Annotated in this window: 19 protein-coding genes; 9 read left to right on the top strand and 10 right to left on the bottom strand. The window is 68.0% G+C overall.

Features of this window, described 5'->3' with window-relative positions; translation table 11 throughout:
- Nucleotides 1-192: 192 nt before the first annotated feature.
- A complete protein-coding gene (locus tag LGR64_RS23940) occupies nucleotides 193-834 on the top strand; it encodes a histidine phosphatase family protein (protein ID WP_065345339.1) in 642 nt (213 codons plus the stop codon).
- Between the two features lie 50 nt (nucleotides 835-884).
- Here LGR64_RS23940 and LGR64_RS23935 read toward each other — a convergent pair whose 3' ends face one another.
- The 5 genes from LGR64_RS23935 to LGR64_RS23915 form a co-directional block, all read right to left on the bottom strand.
- Entirely contained in the window at nucleotides 885-2,339 is a 1,455-nt protein-coding gene (locus LGR64_RS23935; protein WP_230357162.1) for a CsgG/HfaB family protein, read from the bottom strand.
- 26 nt (nucleotides 2,340-2,365) lie between these two features.
- Complete coding sequence (locus tag LGR64_RS23930) at nucleotides 2,366-3,028, bottom strand: hypothetical protein (protein ID WP_230357160.1); 663 nt, start codon at nucleotides 3,026-3,028, stop codon at nucleotides 2,366-2,368.
- A 129-nt stretch (nucleotides 3,029-3,157) separates the two neighbouring features.
- Nucleotides 3,158-4,297, bottom strand: a complete 1,140-nt coding sequence (locus LGR64_RS23925) for a hypothetical protein (protein ID WP_230357158.1) — start codon at nucleotides 4,295-4,297, stop codon at nucleotides 3,158-3,160.
- Entirely contained in the window at nucleotides 4,288-5,442 is a 1,155-nt protein-coding gene (locus LGR64_RS23920) for a hypothetical protein (protein ID WP_228676823.1), read from the bottom strand. The genes LGR64_RS23925 and LGR64_RS23920 overlap by 10 nt, the downstream gene beginning before the upstream one ends.
- 187 nt (nucleotides 5,443-5,629) lie before the next feature.
- On the bottom strand, nucleotides 5,630-6,634 hold the full coding sequence (locus LGR64_RS23915) for a Bug family tripartite tricarboxylate transporter substrate binding protein (protein WP_230357156.1): 1,005 nt from the start codon (nucleotides 6,632-6,634) through the stop codon (nucleotides 5,630-5,632).
- A 236-nt stretch (nucleotides 6,635-6,870) separates the two neighbouring features.
- Between LGR64_RS23915 and LGR64_RS23910 the strand changes: the two genes are divergently transcribed.
- The 5 genes from LGR64_RS23910 (at nucleotide 6,871) to LGR64_RS23890 (ending at nucleotide 13,415) form a co-directional block, all read left to right on the top strand.
- Nucleotides 6,871-8,745: a lysoplasmalogenase family protein gene (locus LGR64_RS23910; RefSeq protein WP_230357154.1), complete on the top strand. Its 1,875-nt coding sequence runs from the start codon at nucleotides 6,871-6,873 to the stop codon at nucleotides 8,743-8,745.
- A gap of 251 nt (nucleotides 8,746-8,996) precedes the next feature.
- Nucleotides 8,997-9,233: a hypothetical protein gene (locus LGR64_RS23905; RefSeq protein ID WP_012203161.1), complete on the top strand. Its 237-nt coding sequence runs from the start codon at nucleotides 8,997-8,999 to the stop codon at nucleotides 9,231-9,233.
- Nucleotides 9,234-9,446: 213 nt separating this feature from the next.
- The gene (locus tag LGR64_RS23900) at nucleotides 9,447-9,857 is read left to right on the top strand and encodes a hypothetical protein (RefSeq protein WP_043780774.1); all 411 of its coding nucleotides are present in this window, start codon (nucleotides 9,447-9,449) and stop codon (nucleotides 9,855-9,857) included.
- 18 nt (nucleotides 9,858-9,875) lie between these two features.
- Nucleotides 9,876-12,635, top strand: a complete 2,760-nt coding sequence (gene mgtA, locus LGR64_RS23895) for a magnesium-translocating P-type ATPase (protein WP_230357152.1) — start codon at nucleotides 9,876-9,878, stop codon at nucleotides 12,633-12,635.
- A 63-nt stretch (nucleotides 12,636-12,698) separates the two neighbouring features.
- Complete coding sequence (locus tag LGR64_RS23890) at nucleotides 12,699-13,415, top strand: MgtC/SapB family protein (RefSeq protein ID WP_012203158.1); 717 nt, start codon at nucleotides 12,699-12,701, stop codon at nucleotides 13,413-13,415.
- A gap of 7 nt (nucleotides 13,416-13,422) precedes the next feature.
- Here the strand turns inward: LGR64_RS23890 and ruvB are convergent, their stop codons facing one another.
- Together ruvB and ruvA are read right to left on the bottom strand one after the other, a co-directional pair.
- Entirely contained in the window at nucleotides 13,423-14,508 is a 1,086-nt protein-coding gene (ruvB, locus tag LGR64_RS23885; RefSeq protein ID WP_141830481.1) for a Holliday junction branch migration DNA helicase RuvB, read from the bottom strand.
- 7 nt (nucleotides 14,509-14,515) lie between these two features.
- Nucleotides 14,516-15,088, bottom strand: a complete 573-nt coding sequence (ruvA, locus tag LGR64_RS23880) for a Holliday junction branch migration protein RuvA (protein WP_012203156.1) — start codon at nucleotides 15,086-15,088, stop codon at nucleotides 14,516-14,518.
- 125 nt (nucleotides 15,089-15,213) lie between these two features.
- On the opposite strand from ruvA, the gene LGR64_RS23875 reads away from it, so the two are divergent.
- Together LGR64_RS23875 and ybeY are read left to right on the top strand one after the other, a co-directional pair.
- Nucleotides 15,214-16,185: a PhoH family protein gene (locus LGR64_RS23875; protein ID WP_012203155.1), complete on the top strand. Its 972-nt coding sequence runs from the start codon at nucleotides 15,214-15,216 to the stop codon at nucleotides 16,183-16,185.
- A 64-nt stretch (nucleotides 16,186-16,249) separates the two neighbouring features.
- On the top strand, nucleotides 16,250-16,708 hold the full coding sequence (gene ybeY / locus LGR64_RS23870) for an rRNA maturation RNase YbeY (protein WP_012203154.1): 459 nt from the start codon (nucleotides 16,250-16,252) through the stop codon (nucleotides 16,706-16,708).
- Between the two features lie 14 nt (nucleotides 16,709-16,722).
- On the opposite strand, the gene acuI is transcribed toward ybeY, so the two are convergent.
- The 3 genes from acuI to LGR64_RS23855 are packed head-to-tail and all read right to left on the bottom strand — an operon-like array spanning nucleotide 16,723 to nucleotide 20,001.
- Complete coding sequence (gene acuI, locus LGR64_RS23865; protein ID WP_012203153.1) at nucleotides 16,723-17,709, bottom strand: acrylyl-CoA reductase (NADPH); 987 nt, start codon at nucleotides 17,707-17,709, stop codon at nucleotides 16,723-16,725.
- A 41-nt stretch (nucleotides 17,710-17,750) separates the two neighbouring features.
- Nucleotides 17,751-19,007, bottom strand: coding sequence for a CaiB/BaiF CoA transferase family protein (locus LGR64_RS23860; protein ID WP_230357149.1), 1,257 nt, complete (start codon nucleotides 19,005-19,007; stop codon nucleotides 17,751-17,753).
- Between the two features lie 22 nt (nucleotides 19,008-19,029).
- Nucleotides 19,030-20,001, bottom strand: coding sequence for a tripartite tricarboxylate transporter substrate binding protein (locus LGR64_RS23855; RefSeq protein ID WP_013804299.1), 972 nt, complete (start codon nucleotides 19,999-20,001; stop codon nucleotides 19,030-19,032).
- Nucleotides 20,002-20,119: 118 nt separating this feature from the next.
- On the opposite strand from LGR64_RS23855, the gene LGR64_RS23850 reads away from it, so the two are divergent.
- The gene (locus LGR64_RS23850; protein WP_230357147.1) at nucleotides 20,120-21,064 is read left to right on the top strand and encodes a LysR family transcriptional regulator; all 945 of its coding nucleotides are present in this window, start codon (nucleotides 20,120-20,122) and stop codon (nucleotides 21,062-21,064) included.

The following is a 21,064-nucleotide window of genomic DNA, read 5'->3' as shown; positions in this document are numbered from 1 at the left end:
CTGCGCCGCTTCCCCCTTCTCGCTTCGCGGAGGGGGACGACGCCTTCGGCTGGGCGCCCCCGCCGCGAGGCGGCTCTTGCTCGGCGTCCCTGAGTTGGGCCGCGCCAGTTTCAACGGTGGCGCGCGATGCAGGCTTGCCTGGCTTGCGGGACAATGCCTGCTCCTTTTTGCAGCACCCCACGCCAGCCCCTCATGCAAGCCACGCGCATCATTGCCATCCGCCACGGAGAAACCGCCTGGAATGTGGACGCCCGCATCCAGGGCCATCTGGACATTCCTCTGAACGACATGGGACTTTGGCAGGCCGCCCAGGCCGGCAAGGCCCTGGCGGGTGAGCCGGTGGCCGCCATCTACAGCAGCGACCTTCTGCGTGCCTATGTCACGGCCGAGGCCGTGGCCGCAAGCACGGGGGCGACGCTGACGGCCGACAAGGGCCTGCGCGAGCGCTGCTTCGGCAGCTTCGAGGGCCAGACCTTCAACGATATCGAGGCGTCCCACCCGGAGGATGCGCTGCGCTGGCGCAAGCGCGATCCCGAGTTCGTGCCCGCCGGCGGCGGCGAGTCGCTGCTGATGCTGCGCGACCGCATCTCGGCCACGGTGAACCGGCTGGCCAGTGGCCATCCCGGCGAGCAGATCGTGATCGTGGCGCATGGCGGCGTGATGGATGTGCTCTACCGCCTGGCCACGCACCAGGAAGTGCAGGCGCCCCGCACCTGGGCGCTGGGCAACGCGGCCATCAATCGCCTGCTGTGGACGCCCCAGGGCCTGGGCCTGGTCGGCTGGGGCGATGTGCAGCACCTGGAAGGCGGTGCGCGCGACGAGGTTTTCAGCTAAGCACCCGCACGGGGAAAGGCGCCGCAGCGCACCTCCCCGCCGCTTGTCGCTTACCAGTTGTCGTCGTCCTTCTTGCCGACCGGGGCATCGGCCTCCTTGGCGGGCGATGCCGCGCGGCGTGCTGCGGGCGGTTGTGCAGCACGGGCCGGCGCGGCCTGGGGCTCACCGGCCGCGGCCGTATCACCTGATGCAGCCTGTGCGGCCAGCACCGGCGCGGCGGATGCCTTCAGCACCTCACGCACCTGCAGCCCGCCCGGTGGCAGGTCTTCCATGCCGCCGCGCATGTTCTCCAGGTGGCCATAGGAGAGGTTGGGGGTCACGCGATCGACCACCAGTTCGCAGCACGGTGACTCCAGGCGCCCCAGGCTTTGCCCGGTCTGCGGGTCCTTCATCTCCTTGCCCATGGCCACCACCTGGTAGCGCGCGCCCTCCTTCACGGCCTGGCCGCCCTGGCTCAGCACCACGCTTTCGCCATCACGGGCGACCACGGTCAGCGGAAAGGTGCGCTGCAGGATGGAGCTGACCACGCCGGCGACCAGAGCATCGCTCATGTCGGTCATGACCTTGTTGCCATCCACGCCCGCGCCCAGCGTGGTCGGTGCCGTGGAAGGGACGGAGCCGCGCAGCGAATCCGATGCCGTGACCTGGCGCGTGGCCACGTTCACCAGCTTCTGCGACAGGGCCCAGCCGCCTGAGTAGCTCACCAGTTGGCGGTCGCTGGTCTTGAGCTGGCGGGCATGGCGGTTGTAGGCAAAGCTGCTGACGCGAGCGCTCCACACCAGATCGGCGCTGGCGGCCTGGGACAGCTTGGCCAGCTCGGCACTGGGCGCCTGGCCCGTGGCGATCATGGCCAGTTCCTGCTCGATCTCGGGGCTGAATTCGCGGTCCAGCACGGCAAAGCGGCCTGTCTGCACCAGGGCGTCGCTGATGCGTTGCCTCAGCGTTGCACCCACCTCGGCGGCGGAAACGCTGCGGTCGCCCATGGGCAGCGAGGCCTGCTCGAAGCGCACCGGCCCCACAACGACCTTGATCTTCTGCATCTCGGCCGAAGGCTTGAACTTGGAAATGTTGGCCTTGATGGTGTACTTGTAGCGCTTGGCCCAGGGCTTGGGTTCCTCCAGATCCACCACCTGGACCGACTGGATGACGCCACCGGACTTTTGCTTGACCACCTCGGCGAAGGCGCTGGCACGCAGCGAGGCGGCGTCCTGCCCCAGCGCCACGTCGAGACCGTACTTGGCCTTGACCGAGGCGGACTGGATCACGGCGCCATTGACCTGCAGCAGTGCCATCTGCAGCGCCTGCGCCATGGCTTCGCCAGGAGACTGGCCCAGGCCGATGACCTGGACCTCGACGGTCTCCAGCCTGCCCACGTCGGGCACGGGCGGGGCGACGCTTTGGGGTTGTTCAGGCGCGTCGGTCCTGGGCTGCTCGGACGGCTTGTCGCCACAGCCGGACATGGCGGCGCAGGCAGCCACGACGGCCGCAATGATGCGGATACGCATAGAAAGTGCTCCTTGCCTGTACCGGATCACAGCTTGAGCGTGCCCAGCGCGGCCGTGGCGTCAGCCGCATTGGCCGGCACCTCGATGTCGTTGGCCCGCGCGAATGCAATGGCCGTCTGCACAGTACTGAACAGGTCGGAGGCCGAGCCGGGGAACTTGGACACCACCCAGGCCGCGGAGGTGAGCTTGGTAAGTTGCATGGGGTTGGCGCTTTGCAGGCTCTTGCCCATGACCGATACATCCTTGCCCATGCCGGCGTACTTCACGCTGCCGTTGACCAGGTGCACCAGCCCCTCGGCGAAGGTGGCCTTGGAGGCGGCATCGAGCACGGGCTTCTTCGCCATGGACTCGGCAATCGCGCCGCTGGTGTCCGAGACCACCTTGTTGCCATCGCCCAGCGCGCCGATGGTGGCGCCATCGCCCAGGCTGTCCGCCGTGCTGGCGGCGCTGGCAGCCTGCTCCTTCAGGCCCAGGGCCGTGGCCATCTTGGCATTGGCGCTGAGCACCTCCTTGCTGGCGCCCACATAGCTGCGCACCAGTGCGTCGCCCTGGCCGGCCACGTCGGCAGAGCCGCTGCCGCCCATGAGCTTGCCGACACCCGGGATGGAGGGCATGGAGAACTGTGCCTGTGTCAGGGCGGGGCTGGCCATGGCGGTGGCAACGGCGACGGTGGTGAAGAGCTTTTTCATGGAGATGGACTCGGGTTGCAGCAGTCCGTGAACGCGGACGGCGAAGATAAAAACGAGGTAAGCGTGGAAAGCGAAAGAACGGAAAAAAGGTCCGGCTGCATGGCAGCCGGACCTTGGAAGCCGCAGCGCTCAGCGCAGGCCCAGATTGGTGACCTGGCTGGTGAGATCGCGGGCCGCGTTGTTGGCGGCCAGCTTCAGCGCGTTGTTGCGCGCCTCATCCTCGGACGGGCCGGTGCCCGCGTACAGCACCGGGCCGACGGCGGCAATCGTGTCGGGAATGGTCTGGGCGATGTCCAGGATCTTGGCGTTGACCGTCACGCTCACGCGCATCAGGCCGGTCTGGGGATCGGGCTCGCCCATGCCCACATCCAGCGTGCCCAGGGCGATGTAGGGAATCTGCGCCGTGCGCATGCCGGCCACCATGGCCGCCAGGGTCGAGGGCTGCAGGTCCATGCCGCTCTTGTAGTCGTTCTCCACGGCCGCGACCTTGAAGTGTCCGCCCGTGTAGGGCTCCACCATGGCAGCCTCTGACACCTTGAAGCCGGCCTTGGCGAAGTTGGAGGAAAAGACCTGGGACAGGTTGGCGCTGGGGATCACGCGCCAGATGGACTCGGCCGAGCGGCGCGTCGTGCTGCCGCCGGTCTCGGAAGTGCGGCTGCTCTTGACCGAGGCGGTGCCCGAGGTCGCCGTGGAGGCATTCGTGCTGATGCGTCCGCCACGGATGGATTCACCCTCGCTGCCCTTTTCGGAAGCGCTGACCTGGGCCTTGACGTCCTCGGTCTCGTCCACGCGCTTGTAGACGCGGTCATCGAAGGACTTGGTCGTGGCCACCTGGCGCGAGACGAACATGAAGGCCAGCGGCGACCGGCCTGCGGGACCGGCCTTGACCACGGCAGAGTTGGCCTTGACGGCATTGCGCAGATTGGCCACGTTCAGCGCCACGCGCACGGAGACCGTGTACTGCTTTCTGTCGGCGTTGTCCTCTTCGCTGAGCACGGTGTGCTCAAGGATGTAGCGATCGGGGTTGGCCAGGATCTTGTCGCGCACGGCGTCGAAATTCTCGGCCTCCGACTGGCCCGCTTCGGCGTAGTAGAACTCCACAGCCTTGAGCTGGGCCGCCATCAGCGCACGCTCCTTGTCCTGCGGGCTGACCTTTGAATCCTGGTAGCTGACCGAGGCCTTGCCGCGTGCCTGCTGCACCTGCGCGCCCGCACCGGCCGCGAACAGCGCCATGGAAAGGCACAGGAGGATTTTCTGGATTACTTGCATAGATTCATCAGGTCTTTTGTTTTGACAATTTGCGCTTCGATGTCGCTCTCGGCAGCAGCCGACTTGAGCCAGTCATTGCCCCGTCCAGCCGCCACCGTCTCGGCCAGCTTCACGAAAAGGCCGTTGAGCGAGTCATAGAACGCCGGAAAATCATCGACATGGGTTTGCGTGGAAGGCACCACCTTCACTTCTGCGTTCTTCAGCGAGGCGCCAAGAAACACCGGCCCATTGGGTTCCTGGATGCGCATATCGGCAAAGGTGCCGTAGACATAGCTGGTGCCGGCGCTGGACTCCTTGAATTTGAGCTTCTTGAATCCCTTGAAATCGACGCTGATGGCGTAGTCGGCACTGGGCAGCTGCAGCGTGTAGACCTCTCCGTCAAGCACCTGCATGCGCATCACATTGCCCACGGCATAGCCCATGGCAAAAGGAATGATGGGCACACCAATGCGGCTGGAAATGGCCTCGCCCACGATATCGGCAGCCCAGGTCTTGTGCACCTGCGGGTCCTGCAGATAGCCGGGCAGCATCTCGGCCATGGCGGCGGGAATCTGGATATCGGTGACCTGCAGGAAACGCGGCGTCTGCGAGGGCACGGTGGCCGTGGCCAGCACCTGGGCAAAACGGCCGAAGATGCCGGGCTTGCCTCCCGCGCCTTCGTATACCTTGGTCACGCGCTCCATGATTTCCTCTTGCGACGGCTCGTGGCGCAGGTTGTCGATGAAGGCAAAGCTCAGTGGATAGGAGCGCACCGCCGTCATGGACTTGAAGTCAAAAAACAGGGCCTGTCCACGAATCAGGATGAACAGCTTGCGCACGCCGCCAAAGCTTTCCACGGAGACCGTCTCGGAATTGAGCACCAGAGAAACCACCAGGGCCTGGTCGCGCCCCTTGAGCTCATCGATGGGATTGGTGGATATCTGCAGATGCTGTGCAGGCGCCTGCTGCACGAATGCCAGTGCCCGCGCATAGGCACTGTGCCCGGCGGCCTTCAGGCGGCTCTCATACTGCTTTGAATAAGGGAATCGCTGCTGCTGCGAACTGGCGTCGCCCGAATAGGCGACTCCCGCAAAAGTGACATTGGGCCGGTCCTCGGCCATTGCAGCACCCGACGCTGCAAGCGCAAAAAGCCAGAGCCATGCCATGGCCCGGCGCATGATTTTCTCCACCCCCACACCGCCCCCTTAAAAATGTAAGCGGAGGGTAACAGATTTCACACACCAATACGTGGCACTCGGCGCACAAAGGCGACTGCAGACAATGCCGCCGATTTCGCCGGCCCTGTCTTCATTCAATGGAAAAAAGCGGTCACCCGCTGACCGCCAGCGCGGCCTATTCCACCTGGATATTGGCGGACTTGACGATCTGCGTGTAGCTCGCCTTTTCCTTTTTCAGGAACTGGGCGAACGTGGCCGGCGTGCCCGAGCCGGGCGTGGCGCCACTGTCCTGCAGGCGCTTGCGGACCTCGGGCAGCTTCAGCACCTCGGCCAGTTCGGCGGCCAGGCGGCTGACCACGGGTTCGGGTGTGCGAGCGGGGGCGAACAGGCCGGTCCAGGCTTCCAGCTCGAAGCCCTTGAGATCGGGCGCCTCCGCAAAGCTCATCACCTCGGGAATCACGTCGATGCGCTGTGCCGAGGTCACGCCCACGCCTTCCAGCTTTTTCTGCTGCACCAGCGGCGTGGCGCCGGTGGTCATCAGAATGCCCAGATCGACCTGGCCGCCCATGACCTCGCTGGTCACCTGGGCCACGCCGCGATAGGGCACATGGACCAGGCGGATGCGGGCGCGCTCCTGCAGCCGTTCCATGGCCAGGTGCAGCACCGTGCCCACACCCGGCGTGGCATAGGTCAGCGCGCCGGGCCGGGCGCGGGCCATGCTGATCAGCTCGTTGAGGTTGTGCACCGGCAGGCCCGGGCGGGCCACGATCACCATGGGCGCCGCGGTGACCAGACCCACGGGCGCCAGATCGCGCTCGGCGTCATAGCGCACCGAAGAGTTCACCAGTTGCGCAATGCTCACCGGCCCGTCAAAGCCCAGCAGCAGCGTATAGCCATCGGCGTGCGAGCGCGCCACCTTGCTCACGCCCAGCACGCCGCCCGAGGCCGGCACGTTGTCCACCACCACCGACTGGTGCAGCCGCGCACCCAGCTTTTCGGCGATCAGCCGCGCCGTGGCGTCCACATCGCTGCCCGCGCCAAAGGGCACGATCAGGGTGATGGGCCCGGCTGCCGGCCAGGGCTTGCCCGCGCCCGGCGTGGCATGGGCGGCGGGTGCAGCGGCAAGGGCCGCAGCCAGTGAGGCGGCAGCCGATAGCAGGGAGCGGCGGGACAAGGGCATGGGGCTTGGGCATGCAAGGCGCATGCCGGCAAAGGCGGTGCGGGCTGGCGATGGCCTGCAGGGCAAGCACGTCCAGCGCGTGGAAAGCGGGCGATTCTGCCATAGGGCGCAATTTTCCTGCCACGTGCTTGCCATGAAGCCCCATTTATTGCAATCCGTTTCAACCCTTGTGATTCCGTGTCCTAGGGTTCACGCCTAAGGCGCTGCCCCGCCGCCATGCCCAGAATCGACTGACCATGCTCTCACCCAGCCAAGTCATTGTCTTCGCCACGCCTGCCTTTTTGCTGCTGATCGCGCTGGAATGGGGCGTGAGCCTATGGCGCGGGCGCAATGCCTACCGGCTGGCCGATGCCGTCAGCTCCATCAGCCTGGGCATGCTCAGCCAGACCAGCGCCGTCTTCACCACGCTGCTGCGCGTGGGCCTGTACACGCTGGCCTTCGAGCACCTGGCGCTGTGGCGCAACGATGCCTTCTGGACCAGCATTCCCGGCTGGCTGCTGGCCCTGCTGTTCTACGACTTTTGCTACTACTGGCTTCACCGCATGGGCCACGAGGTGGCCGTGCTGTGGGCAGCCCACGCCGTGCACCACCAGAGCCAGGACTACAACCTGTCGACGGCGCTGCGCCAGACCAGCTCGGGCGCGCTGCTGGGCTGGCTGTTCTACCTGCCCATGGCGCTGGCCGGCGTGCCGCCGCTGGTGTTTGCCATCGTGGGACTGATAGACCTGCTCTACCAGTTCTGGGTCCATACCGAGCAGGTACGGCGCCTGGGCTGGTTCGACCGCTGGTTCTGCGCGCCCAGCAACCACCGCGTGCACCACGCCGTCAATGACTGCTACCTGGACAGGAACTACGGCGGCATCCTCATCGTCTGGGACCGCATGTTCGGCACCTTCAAGCCCGAGGACGACAGCGAGCCCTGCGTCTACGGCACGCGCGGCCTGCTGCAAAGCTGGGACCCGCTGTGGGCCAACGCCGTGGTGTACCGGCAACTCATCCATGACAGCTGGCATGCGCGGCGCTGGGGCGACAAGCTGCGCGTCTGGCTCAAGCCGCCCGGGTGGCGCCCTGCCGATGTGGCGCAGCGCTTTCCCAGGCCGGCCTTCGACCTGGACGCGCACCGCGTGCTCTACGCACCCGACATGCAGCGCAGCCTGCGCTGGTTTGCGGGCCTGCAGTTCGTGGCGCTGATCGCCGGGGTGTCGCTGTTTCTGTGGCATGCCGACCAGTCCTCGACGGCGCGCAATGCGCTGTGGTTTGGCGTGCTGCTGGCCTGCCAGTGGGCACTGGGCGCGGCCATGCAGGGGCGCATCAGCCTATGGGTGGCCCTGGCCATCGAGGCCGGCGCGCTGGCCACCGCCACCAGCGTGCTGGACATGCTGCACTGGCACTGGCTGTTCAAGCCGCTGGCCATGGTCTTTGCGCTGATCGCCGTCATGCAGATGTGGCGCGGCAGCGCGGCGTTCTCGGCGCTGGCGAAACCCGCGCGCGGCGCCTGCTGGCTGGCCGCGGCGCTGGCGGCCTCGATGGCGGGCGACGTGTTCCTGATGCTGCCCGATCTGTTCATCCCGGGCCTGGCCAGCTTCCTGCTCGCCCACCTGGCCTATATCGTGCTGCTGCGCCAGGATGCGCCCTGGTTTGCGCACCGGCCCTCGCTGGCGGCCACGCTGGTCCTGGGCGTTGCCATGTATGCCGTGCTCTGGCAGGGCGGGCTGCCCGCCGCGCTGCGCCTGCCCGTGGCCGCCTATGTGCTGGTCATTGCGCTGATGGCGGCCCAGGCCCTGGGCCGCGCGCGGCATCTGGGCGGCAAGGCGGCCTGGCAGGTGGCCATGGGTGCCTGCTTCTTCATGGCCAGCGACTCGCTGCTGGCCATCAACCGATTTGTGCAGCCCTTCGACGGTGCGCAAGCCGGCGTGCTGTCCACCTACTACGCGGCGCAACTGCTGATCGTGCAGGGCTGGCTGGCCCGTGGCGCATCGACATCAGGGTTGACCCGAAGCAGCTCGCAAGGCACAATCGAGGGATCGCATTTTCAGGAGTCCTCCGTGGACAGTGCCAGTTCAACCAGTGACAAACAGCGCGCCGCAATGGCTTCGCTGCTGGCTGACTGACCGACTCCTGTGATGGGAGCGGCCATGTCGGTCGGCTTCCATCCATTGCTGCGTTTCCCCTTGGATCTTCGCGCCGCCCGGCGCTGCAGTTGCGCTTGGCATGCATCAGGCACGCCGCTCCTGCACCGAAGATTCCAACGGCTGTTGATCACTGACCGCGTGCCCGTGTGGCTGCCATCGAGCAGCACCCGGCCCACGCTGCTTGACGGCCCTGCCTACGGCGGTCTTCCTGGTTCGCCAAGGAGAAAGCCATGTCCACACCGTTCGTCCGCCCCGCAATGCAACGCCTGCAGCCTGCCACTGCCGCGCCCTGCCCCGGCGCCACCGGCACGCGCGTGGCTGCCTCCCAGGCAGCAATGCAGGCCAAGGCACAGGCACAGATGCAAGCCCAGGCCCCTTCGGCCATGGAGCACGCCATGCACCTGGACCTGCAGACCCACTGGCCCACGCACCGCATCCGCAGCTTTCTGAGCCTGCAGCCGCGCTGAACGCGCCGCCCGCCTTGTCCGTCCCCTCGTCAGAAAGGAGCGCCCCCATGGACCCCGATCCGAGTCGATCTTGCCCTGACCCCTCCGATACGGTCCGGCCGCACATGCCTGCGGCCCTTCCGCACCTTCCCAAGGCCCCGGCCGGGAGACCCGCGCACGTCCATTGACGGATAGGTGCCGGGCTTCTTTCGGCCGCAACGAAAGAAGCCCGCCATGCAACACGTCATCACCGCGCTGCGCACCACGCCGGCAACCACGCCCGCCACAGCACCCGTCTCCGCGCGCGCCAGCCACACCTCCCGCGCCAGCACCCTGCAGCTGGCCCTGCAAGCCGCCATTGCGGCACGCCATACCGGGCAACTGCACGCCCTGCTGCAGCAACACGGCCCCGATCTCTTCGCCCATGCCCTCGTGGCGCTCACGCAGCGCCAGCAGGCCGACGTTCTGTCCCTGCTGGCGGCGCAGGAGCGCGCCGAGGTCTACCGCCACCTGCCTGCCCATGCGCGGCGCCAATGGCTGCAGTCGGCCACCGTGACCCGCCCGCCGCTGCGCCGCCGCCTGCTGTGCGCCTGCCAGCGCAACTGGCACTGGCTGCGCGCCACCCTTCGTTCGAGCCAGGCCTGAGCCGTCAGGGAGGTCACCATGAAAAGCCTCAAGCACCTGTTCCAGGCGTTTCTGCGCAGCCGCCACGCCCTGGGACTGTTCCGGCGCAATGCCCTGCCCTCGGGCACGGCCGTGCACCACTCGCGCTCGGTATCGCCGACCCTCACGCGCGAGCTGCTGCGAGCCTCGCGCGATGACATCGCCGCCGTGCTGGCGCGCACCGGCTCCAGCGAGGACGGCCTGACCCGCGAGCAGGCCCGCGCCGCGCTCACGCGTCTCGGCCCCAACGAGGTCGAGCACGAAAAGCCGCTGCCCGGCTGGCTGCACCTGTGGTACTGCTACCGCAATCCCTTCAACCTGCTGCTGACGCTGCTGGCCGTGGTCTCCTACGCCACGGAGGACATGAAGGCCACGGTCGTCATCGCCTCCATGGTGCTGCTGTCCACGCTGCTGCGCTTTGTGCAGGAAGGCCGCTCCAACCGCGCCGCCGCGCGGCTCAAGGCCATGGTCAGCAGCACGGCCACGGTGCTGCGCCGCAATGGCGGCCCCACGGCGCCGGCAGATGCCGACTCCGCAGACGCCCCGCACAGCGGCTTCGGCCAGCAGGCGCGCCGCTACGAGGTGCCGCTGCGCGAGGTCGTGCCCGGCGATTTCGTGGTGCTGTCGGCCGGGGACATGATTCCTGCCGACTGCCGCGTGCTCAGCGCCAAGGACCTGTTCGTGAGCCAGTCCGCCATGACCGGCGAATCCCTGCCCGTGGAAAAGCGCGCCGACGCCAGTGCATCGAATGGCACTGGCGTGCTGGATGCCAGCAACCTGCTGTTCATGGGCACCAACGTGGTCTCGGGCACGGCGCTGGCCGTGGTGCTGGCCACGGGCAACCGCAGCTATTTCGGCACCATTGCCACGCGGGTGACCTCCAACGACCGCGCACCCACGGCCTTCGAGACCGGGGTCAACAGCGTCAGCTGGCTGCTGATCCGCTTTGCGGCGGTGATGGTGCCCGTGGTGCTGTTCATCAACGGCTACACCAAGGGCGACTGGGCCGAGGCCTTCCTGTTCGCGCTGTCCGTGGCCGTGGGCCTGACGCCCGAGATGCTGCCCATGATCGTGACCTCCACCCTGGCCAAGGGCGCCGTGGTGCTGTCGCGCCGCAAGGTCGTGGTCAAGCGGCTGGACGCCATCCAGAACTTCGGCGCCATGGACGTGCTGTGCACCGACAAGACCGGCACGCTGACCCAGGACCGCATCGTGCTGGAGCGCCACACCGACGCCTTCGGCCAGCCCTGCGACGAGACGCTGCGCTTCGCCTACCTCAACAGCCACTACCAGACCGGCCTGAAGAACCTGCTCGACCATGCCGTGCTGGAACACGTGGAGCTGCACACCCAGATGCGCCTGGCCGAGGACTACCGCAAGGTCGATGAGATCCCCTTCGACTTCGAGCGCCGCCGCATGTCCGTGGTGGTGGCCGAACGCAACCACCACCACGAGCTGATCTGCAAGGGCGCGGTCGAGGAAATCCTGGGCGCCTGCACCCGGCTGCGCGAAGGCGACGGCACGCGCCCGCTGGACGAGGAGCAACTGGCCCGCGTGCGCCGCGTGACGCGCGAGCTCAACCGCGAGGGCCTGCGCGTGGTCGCCGTGGCCATGAAGGAAGTGCCGCCGCACAAGAGCGACTACGGCGTGGCCGACGAGTCGGAGCTGACCCTGATCGGCTACATCGCCTTCCTGGACCCACCGAAGGAAACCACGGCCGAGGCGCTGGCCGCCCTGGCCGCGCACGGCGTGGCCGTCAAGCTGCTGACCGGCGACAACGAACTGGTGGCCGCCAAGGTCTGCCGCGATGTGGGGCTGCCCGCAGACCACATCATCCTGGGCACGCAGATCGAGCACATGAACGACGAGATGCTGCGCCAGACGGTGGAACGGCACCAGCTGTTCGCCCGGCTCACACCGCTGCACAAGGAGCGCATCGTGCATGCGCTGCGCGCCAACGGCCACATCACCGGCTTCATGGGCGACGGCATCAACGACGCACCGGCCCTGCGCGCGGCCGACATCGGCATCAGCGTGGACAGCGCCGTGGACATCGCCAAGGAAGCGGCCGACATCATCCTGCTGGAAAAAAGCCTGATGGTGCTGGAGCAGGGCGTGATCGAGGGCCGGCGCACCTTCAGCAACATGCTGAAGTACATCCGCATGACGGCCAGTTCCAACTTCGGCAACGTGTTCTCGGTGATGGTGGCCTCGGCCTTCATCCCCTTCCTGCCCATGCTGCCGCTGCACCTGCTGGTGCAGAACCTGCTGTACGACCTCTCGCAGATCGCCATCCCCTTCGACAACGTGGACGACGAACTGGTGCGCCAGCCGCTGCGCTGGAACCCGGCCGACCTGGGCCGCTTCATGGTGTTCTTCGGGCCCATCAGCTCGCTGTTCGACATCCTGACCTTCGCGCTGATGTGGTTCGTCTTCGCCGCCAACACGCCCGAGCAGCAGACGCTGTTCCAGTCGGGCTGGTTCGTCATCGGGCTGCTCACGCAGACGCTGATCGTGCACATGATCCGCACGCCCAAGATCCCCTTCCTGCAAAGCCGCCCGTCCTGGCCGCTGCTGCTGGCCACGGCGGCCGTGATGGCGGCCGGCATCTTCCTGCCGATGGGGCCGCTGGCCGGCTACTTCAAGCTGCAGGCGCTGCCGGCGGCCTACTTCCCGTGGATGATTGCCATATTGCTGGGCTACGCTTGCCTGGCCACGCTGCTCAAGCGCGTCTACATCCGCCGCTACGGCTGGCAGTGACGCACCCTTCAGCGCCTCTTTCAACGCCCCTTCAACCCATTCACCAGGAAAGCCCGGAACCCCATGCAGGCCCTGCAGAACCTCAACCCCGGCGCCATGCTGGACACCTTCGTCAGCCTGACCACGGCCTTCGTGTTCGGCGCCCTCATCGGCCTGGAGCGCCAGGTGCGCCAGCGCACGGCGGGGCTGCGCACCAACACCCTGGTCGCCGTGGGCGCGGCCGTCTTCGTGGACCTGGCCGTGCGCCTGGGCGGGGCCGAGGGCGCCACGCGCGTGGTGGCCTACGTGGTCTCGGGCGTGGGTTTCCTGGGTGCGGGCGCCATCATGAAGGAAGGGGCCAACATCACCGGGCTGAACACGGCAGCCACGCTGTGGGGCTCGGCCGCCGTGGGTGCCTGCGCGGGCGCCAGCCTGGTGGCCGAGGCGGGCCTGGCCACGCTGTTCGTGCTGGCCAGCAACACCTTGCTGCGCCCCGTGGTCAACCGCATCAACCGCCGCCCGGTGGATGACGAATCCACGGAATCGACCTACTACGTCTACGCCATCTGCCACCGCGGCGCCCAGGGCGATGTGCGCGAGCAGATGCTGGAGCTGCTGGAGAACGCCAGCTACCCCGTGCGCGGCGTGGAAACCCATGCCTTCGGCCCGCAGGACACCGAGATCGAGGCCATGCTCTACGCCACCTCGGTGGACTCCGACGAGCTCGACCGCGTGATCGCCGCCATCGAGGCCCTGCCCGGCGTGCTGCAGGCCTTCTGGAACGCCGGCACGGAGGAGTGAGCCTGCGTCAGCTGGCGTCGTCGCCCGGCACGGGAAGGCCCAGATGGCGGTACGCCGCCTGGGTCGCCATGCGCCCGCGCGGCGTGCGCTGCAAAAAGCCCTGCTGGATCAGGTAGGGCTCGATCACGTCCTCGATGGTGCCCGCTTCCTCGCCGATGCTGGCCGCGATGTTGTCCAGGCCCACGGGGCCGCCGTCGAAGCGGTGCACCACGGCCTCCAGCAGCTTGCGGTCCATGATGTCGAAGCCCTGGGGATCGACATCGAGCATGGCCAGCGCACGGTCGGCCAGCTCGCGCGTGATGCTGCCGTCGCCACGCACATCGGCATAGTCGCGCACGCGGCGCAGCAGGCGGTTGGCAATGCGTGGCGTGCCGCGCGAGCGGCGCGCGATCTCGAAGGCGCCCTCGTCGTCAATCGGCGCGTTCAGCAGGCCTGCACTGCGCCGCACGATGCGCGCCAGCTCCTCGGCCGTATAGAACTCCAGCCGCGCCACGATGCCGAAGCGGTCGCGCAGCGGATTGGTCAGCATGCCCGCGCGCGTGGTCGCGCCCACCAGCGTGAACGGCTGCAGGTCCAGCTTGATGGAGCGCGCCGCCGGCCCCTCGCCGATCATGATGTCGATCTGGTAGTCCTCCAGCGCCGGGTAGAGGATTTCCTCGACCACGGGCGACAGGCGGTGGATCTCGTCGATGAACAGCACATCGTTGGCTTCGAGGTTGGTCAGCAGCGCCGCAAGGTCCTTGGGCTTTTCCAGCACGGGGCCGCTGGTCTGGCGCAGGTTCACGCCCAGCTCGGCCGCGATGATGTGCGACAGCGTGGTCTTGCCCAGGCCCGGCGGGCCGAACAGCAGCACATGGTCCAGCGCCTCATTGCGCTTTCGGGCCGCGCCGATGAAGATCTCCAGCTGCTCGCGCGCCTTGGCCTGGCCCACGTACTCCTGCAACAGCTTGGGGCGCAGCGCGCGCTCCATGGCCTCTTCCCCGCGCGAGACCGGCGCTGCCGAAATCATGCGCGGCTTGTCCGGTGCCTTTTCGGGCGCAAAGCCCCCCTGCGGAAAGCCCCCCTGCCCGAAATCGTCGGTATGGATGCTCATGCGCCGCTCACTTGGCCAGCGCCTTCAGCGCCAGCTTGATGCCTTCGGTCACGCCCACGTCGGGCGGCAGCTTCTTGAGCGCGGCGGCCGCATCCTTGTCGGAATAGCCCAGCGCCATCAGCGCCTGCACGATGTCGTTCTGGTCGTTGTTCACGAACAGCGACTGCGCGCCCGTATCGGCGCCGATCTTGCCCTTGAGCTCCAGCAGCAGGCGCTCGGCCGTCTTCTTGCCGATGCCCGGCACCTTGACCAGGCGGCCCACCTCCTGCAGCGTCACGGCCTGCGCCAGGTCCTCCACGCTCATGCCGCTGAGCACCGACAGCGCCATGCGCGGGCCGATGCCGGTGATCTTGATCAGCTCGCGGAACGCCTGGCGCTCGCTGTGCGTGCCAAAGCCGTACAGAAGCTGCGCATCCTCGCGCACCACGAAGTGCGTCAGCAGGCTGACCTTGGCCCCACTGGCGGGCAGGTTGTAGAAGGTGCTCATGGGCACCTGCACCTCGTAGCCCACGCCGCCGCAGTCCACCAGCACCTCGGGCGGGTTTTTTTCCAGCAGCGTTCCTGTCAATTTGCCTATCATTGGTGTCCTTTGCCGCCCTGGGGGCGGCTTTTCATGCCCGTCCGCAACCGAACGCCGGCCCATTCACAGGGTATGGCACCACGCCCTCGCGCTGGCCGCCGCCCGGAATCTCTGGAATTATCCGCGTGATCCTGCGCCACACCTTCACACCCCACGACAACAACCGGTTGAGCCACGTCTGCGGCCCGGCCGACGCGCACCTGCGCACCATCGAGATCGCAATGGGCGTCAAGATCGCCCACCGCCACGAGCAATTCAAGATTGACGGCCCCAAGGCCAAGGCCAACGACGCACTGGAGCTGCTGCAGGCCCTCTACGAGATGGCCGACGATCCCATCCTGGACGACTCCCTGCAACTGATGCTGGCCGGTGATACCGAACTCATCGAGCAGCCCCAGGACGCCATCCAGCTGTCCACGCGCCGCCCCGACCTGCGCGCGCGCACGGCCAACCAGTCGGCCTACCTGGAGAACATCGCCCGCCACGACATCACCTTCGGCATCGGCCCGGCCGGCACCGGCAAGACCTACCTGGCCGTGGCCTGCGCCGTGGACGCGCTGGAGCGCAGCGCCGTGCAGCGCATCGTGCTCACGCGCCCCGCAGTGGAGGCAGGCGAGCGCCTGGGCTTCCTGCCCGGCGACCTCACGCAGAAGGTCGACCCCTACCTGCGCCCGCTGTACGACGCGCTCTACGACCTCATGGGCTACGAGAAGGTGCAAAAGGCCTTCGAGCGCAATGTGCTGGAGATCGCGCCGCTGGCCTTCATGCGCGGGCGCACGCTGAACAACGCCTTCGTCATCCTGGACGAGGCGCAGAACACCACGCCCGAGCAGATGAAGATGTTCCTCACGCGCATAGGCTTCGGCGCCCGCGCCGTGGTCACGGGCGACGTCAGCCAGATCGACCTGCCCAAGGGCGCCCTGAGCGGCCTGATCGATGCCGAGCGCGTCTTGAAGCGCGTCAAGGGCATCGCCATCAACCACTTCACCAGCGCCGACGTGGTGCGCCACCCGCTGGTGGCACGCATCGTGGACGCCTACGACGCACGCGGCCAGGCCCCTGCGCGCCGTGCCGCACCGCGCCTTGCCGCGCATTGATCCCGACAGCCACAGCAGACGCCCGCCCACGGGCGCCCCAAAGCACACGCCCACGCCTCCTCCCATGTCCCTGAACCAACTGCAACTGTCCCTGCAATTCGCGCGCTTTGCCGAGGCGCCCGTCCACCGCGCCGTGCTGTCCCGCAGCAAGGTCACGCGCTGGATACGCCACGCCCTGGCCGTCGATGCCGAAATCACCGTGCGCATCGTCGACGCCGAGGAAGGCCAGCAGCTCAACCGCGAGTACCGGCAAAAGGACTACGCCACCAACGTCCTGACCTTCGACTACCAGCAGGAGCCCACGGCCATGGCCGACCTGGTGCTGTGCGCCCCCGTGGTCGAGCGCGAGGCGCGCGAGCAGAACAAGACGCTGGAGGAGCACTACGCCCACCTGCTGGTGCACGGCACGCTGCATGCCCAGGGCTGGGACCATGAAACCAGCGAGCAGGACGCCGAGGAAATGGAAGCCTACGAGACCGAGATCATGGTCGAGCTGGGCTTTGCCGACCCCTACGCCAAGTAGGGCCCGCGCGGGCCTCAGCGCGCCGTATCGATGACGACCCGGCCGCGCACCTGGCCGGCAAGCAGCCTGGGCGCCAGCGCAACCGCATCGGCCAGGCCCGCCTCTTCGGTATTGCGCTCCAGCACCTCGCGCGGCAGTTCGGCAGCCAGCCGCGCCCAGGCCTGCTCGCGCCGCGCCTGCGGCGCATAGACGCTGTCGATGCCCAGCAGCGACACGCCGCGCAGAATGAACGGTGCCACGGAAGCCGGCAGGTCCAGCCCCTGGGCCAGTCCACAGGCCGCCACGCAGCCGCCGTAGCGCAGGCTGGCGCACACATTGGCCAGCGTATGGCTGCCCACGCTGTCCACGGCCGCCGCCCAGACCTCCTTTTGCAGCGGCTTGCCGGGCGCATCCAGGCTGCTGCGCTCCACGATCCGCGCCGCGCCCAGCGCCTTCAGGTGCTCGGCCTGTTCGGGCCGCCCGGTGCCGGCGTGCACCTCGAAACCCAGGCGCGACAGCAGGGCCACGGCAATGCTGCCCACGCCGCCGTTGGCCCCCGTCACCAGCACCGGGCCGCTGGAGGGCGTGATGCCATGCGCCTGCAGCGCCATCACGCACAGCATGGCCGTATAGCCGGCCGTGCCTATGGCCATGGCATCCCGTGCGCTGAAGGCCTCGGGCCGGCGGATCAGCCAGTCGCCGTTCACCCGCGCCTGCTGGGCGAGCCCGCCCCAGTGGGTCTCACCCACGCCCCATCCGTTGAGCAGCACGGCATCGCCGGGCTGGAAACGCGCGTCCTCGCTGTCCAGCACCGTACCGGCCAGGTCGATGCCCGGCACCATGGGGAACTGGCGCACCACGGGCGAGCGCCCCGTGATGGCCAGTGCATCCTTGTAGTTGAGAGTGGAATGCGAGACGGCCACGCGCACCGCGCCGGCGGGCAGGCTGGCTTCGTCCAGCTCCACACACTCGGCACGGGTTTCACGCGGTACGGGTTGGGTCAGCAGCAAGGCTTTGAACATGGGTTCTCCAGCAAGGCAGTGGCAAAGGAATCCAAAGGCAATCAGGACTGCGGCGCGCCCAGCACGCCGCTGCGGCACAGGCGGGCGATGGCGTCATCCGCCATCCCCAGTTCCCGCAGCAGCGCAAGGTTGCCATCGCCCAGTACGGGGGCCGGCGCACCCGGCTGGGGCTCGGCATCCATCCACCGGAACCCCAGTCCCGGAGTGTCCACCGCAGCGCCGCCGGCGCCATAGCTCACAGGTGACACGGTGCCGGCGGCGCGGGCCTCGCCCAGGAATTCACCCAGGCGCCGCACCCTGGCGGCAGGCACGCCCACGGCGTTGAGCCGGGCTTCCATGTCCCGTGCGCTGCGTGCGGCGAAGGCCTCGGCCAGACATGCCTGCAGCCGCTGCAGCGCGGACGCATCGCGCGCGGCGACAAAGCCGCCCTCGGGCGCGTTGAAGGCATCGAGGTCCAGCAGCGTGGCGTCCTCGCACAGCGCATCGAGCCCCAGCACGCTGGCAAGCCTGCGAAACTGCTGCGGCGTGTTGGCGGCCGTGGACAGCCAGCCGTCGGCGCACCGGTAGGTGTCGGCCGCCGGGCTGCCCGTATAGCCCCGGTTGCCCACGCGCCGTGGCTCCACGCCATGGGTGAGATAGGTACAGGCATGCGGGTACATCAGCATCAGCGAGGCCTGCAGCATGGAGGCATCGATGTGCTGGCTGCGCCGCTCGCCAGACGCCCAGGCGTTGCGCTGGTGCAGGGCCGCCGTGACCGACAGCGCCCCCAGCATGCCCACCGCCACGTCGATCACGGGAAAGCCCACCTTCACGGGCGGCGCTTCCTCGTCGCCCCCCGCCATCATCATCATGCCCGTGAGCGCCTGCACCACATGGTCATAGGCGCCCCGCCCGGCCCACTCGCCCTGCTGGCCAAAGCCCGAGATGGAGCAGTACACCACGTCGGGGCGCACCGCCCGGATGTCCTCGTAGCCCAGGCCGTGGCGCGCCACCACGCCGGGGCGGAAGTTCTCGATGAACACATCGGCCGTGCGCGCCAGGGCACGCACGATGTCCGCACCCTCGGGCTGGCGGATGTCCACCGCCAGCGAACGCTTTCCCGCATTGAGCGCCACGAAGCCCGAAGGCATGCCGCCCCCGGGCTCGCCGGGCGCCCGGCTGTTGCGCATGACCTCGCCACGCGTGGGTTCGACCTTGATGACCTCGGCCCCGAGCTGGGCCAGGTAGTGCGAGGCCAGCGGCCCCGCGATCACATGCGACATGTCGATGACGCGCACTCCTTGCAGCGGCTTGTCCATACCCGTCTTGCCTTTCCCTGGTTCAACTGTTGGCGGTGATGCCGGCCAGCTCGATGATGGCGGCCCACTTGCGGTTCTCGCTGCGCACGAAATCGGCGAAGGCCTGCGGCGAAGCGCTGGCCGTGGCCTCGTTGCCGACAGCCTCGAACGAGGCGCGCAGCGCTGGCTGGGCGGCGGCCTGGCGCACGGCGGCGTGCAGGCGCTCGACCACGGCAGGGGGCGTCCTGGCCGGAGCCCACAGCCCGAACCAGGACTCCTGCACCGCCAGCTCGCTGCCCAGCACCTCCTGCAGCGTGGGCACCTCGGGCAACTGCGCCAGGCGCTTGCGGCTGGTCACCGCCAGAGCCCGCAGCTTGCCGCCCTGTACCTGCGGAATGCCGGTGCCCGCCACCGGAAACGCATACTGCGTATCGCCGCGGATCAGCGATGCCGCAATCTCCACCGATCCCTTGAGCGGTATGTGCGTGACCTGCAGGCCTGCCAGCGAGGCCAGCGTGGCGCCCGCCAGATGGGCCGAAGTGCCTATGCCGCCCGAGCCGTAGTTGGCCTGCGCCGGCTGGGCCTTCAGCCCCGCGATCAGCTCCCGGGCCGTGCGCCAGGGCGCATCGGCACGCACCACCAGCACCGTGGGCGACGAGGCCAGGTTGCTGACGGGCGTGAAGTCGCCGATGGGGTCGAAGCGCAGGCCCGGTTGCAGCAGCTTCTGGATCAGGTGGGTGTTGGAGCCCATCAGGCAGGTGTAGCCATCGGCGGGCTGCTGCGCCACATACTGCGCGGCCAGCACGCCGGCCGCGCCCACCTTGTTCTCGATCACGATGGACTGCCCCAGGATCTCCCCCAGCACCGGGCCGGCCTGGCGCAATTGCACATCAGGCCCCCCGCCCGCCGCATACGGGGAAATCACCCGCACCGGCCGGCTCGGAAAATCGCTGGCCCGCACCAGCGGAAGCGCGGCAGCCGCCAGGCTGCCTGCCAGAAAGACGCGTCTGTCCATGGTCCTGTCTCCTTGTCGCTTGTCGTCGTGGGGTCACGATAGAACGGCAGGCCCATTTCCAATAGTGATATGTTTGGATGGATGGCAAACCTCCGGTAATCACCCCACCCCCGGGAACATGCACGACTTCGACCCGCAACGCCTGCTGTCGCGGCTGCGCTTCAAGCACCTGCAGCTCCTGCTGGCCCTGCACCAGGGAGGCAGCCTGCGCGCCGCGGCCGGCCTCATGCATTTGACCCAGCCCGCGCTGAGCAAGGCCCTGGGCGAGATCGAGGCGGCCTTCGGCGTGACGCTGTTCCTGCGCAATGCGCGCGGGCTCGAACCCACGGCCCAGGGCGAGATCGCCATCCGCGGCGCGGCCATGCTGCTGGCCGAGCTGCGCCATCTGGGCAGCGAGACCGCCCAGCAACCCGCCATCACCTTGCTGCGCATCGGCACCCCGCCCTTCGTGGCACAGGGCTACCTGCCCGGCGTACTGGCGGACCTGGCCGCACAGCAGCCCCATGTGCGGGTACAGCTCAAGGAAGAACGCGTGCCTTTGCTTGTGCAATGCCTGCTGGACGGCCAGCTCGATGCCCTCATCACCAGCTACCCCACCGAACTGCCCGAGGCTGCAGGCCAGCCGCTGCGCTACGAAAAACTGTTCGACACCGGCTTCACCGTCATCGCCCCGCCGGATCACCCTGCAGGCCACGCGAGCAGCAACCGCTGGGAGGAGCTGGCGCGCCAGCGATGGATCCTGCCCACGCGCAGCTCCATGCTGCGCCGCATGATGGAGGAGGTGTTCCGCCGCGAAGGCGTGATCGCGCCCACGCCCGTCATCGAATCCACCAGCCCCTTCACCAACCTGCAACTGGTCCGGGCCGGCCTGGGGCTCAGCGCCGTACCCGACTCCACGCTGCAGGCCTCGCCCCGGTCGCTGGGGGTGCGCAGGGTGCATGTCACACCCGCCATCTCCATGGGCCCCGTGGCGCTGATCTACCGCAGCGCCGTCGCCAACCCGCGCGTCGCCCTGCTGCGCGCCACGCTGGGCCTGCCCGGCCCGGTGGTGGAGCCGCCCTAG

The sequence above is a fragment of the Delftia sp. Lp-1 genome, from assembly GCF_020523835.1.
GTDB lineage: Bacteria > Pseudomonadota > Gammaproteobacteria > Burkholderiales > Burkholderiaceae_C > Comamonas > Comamonas acidovorans.
The sequence above is the reverse complement of the archived record's forward strand: the minus strand, read 5'-3'. Positions and strand labels throughout refer to the sequence as shown.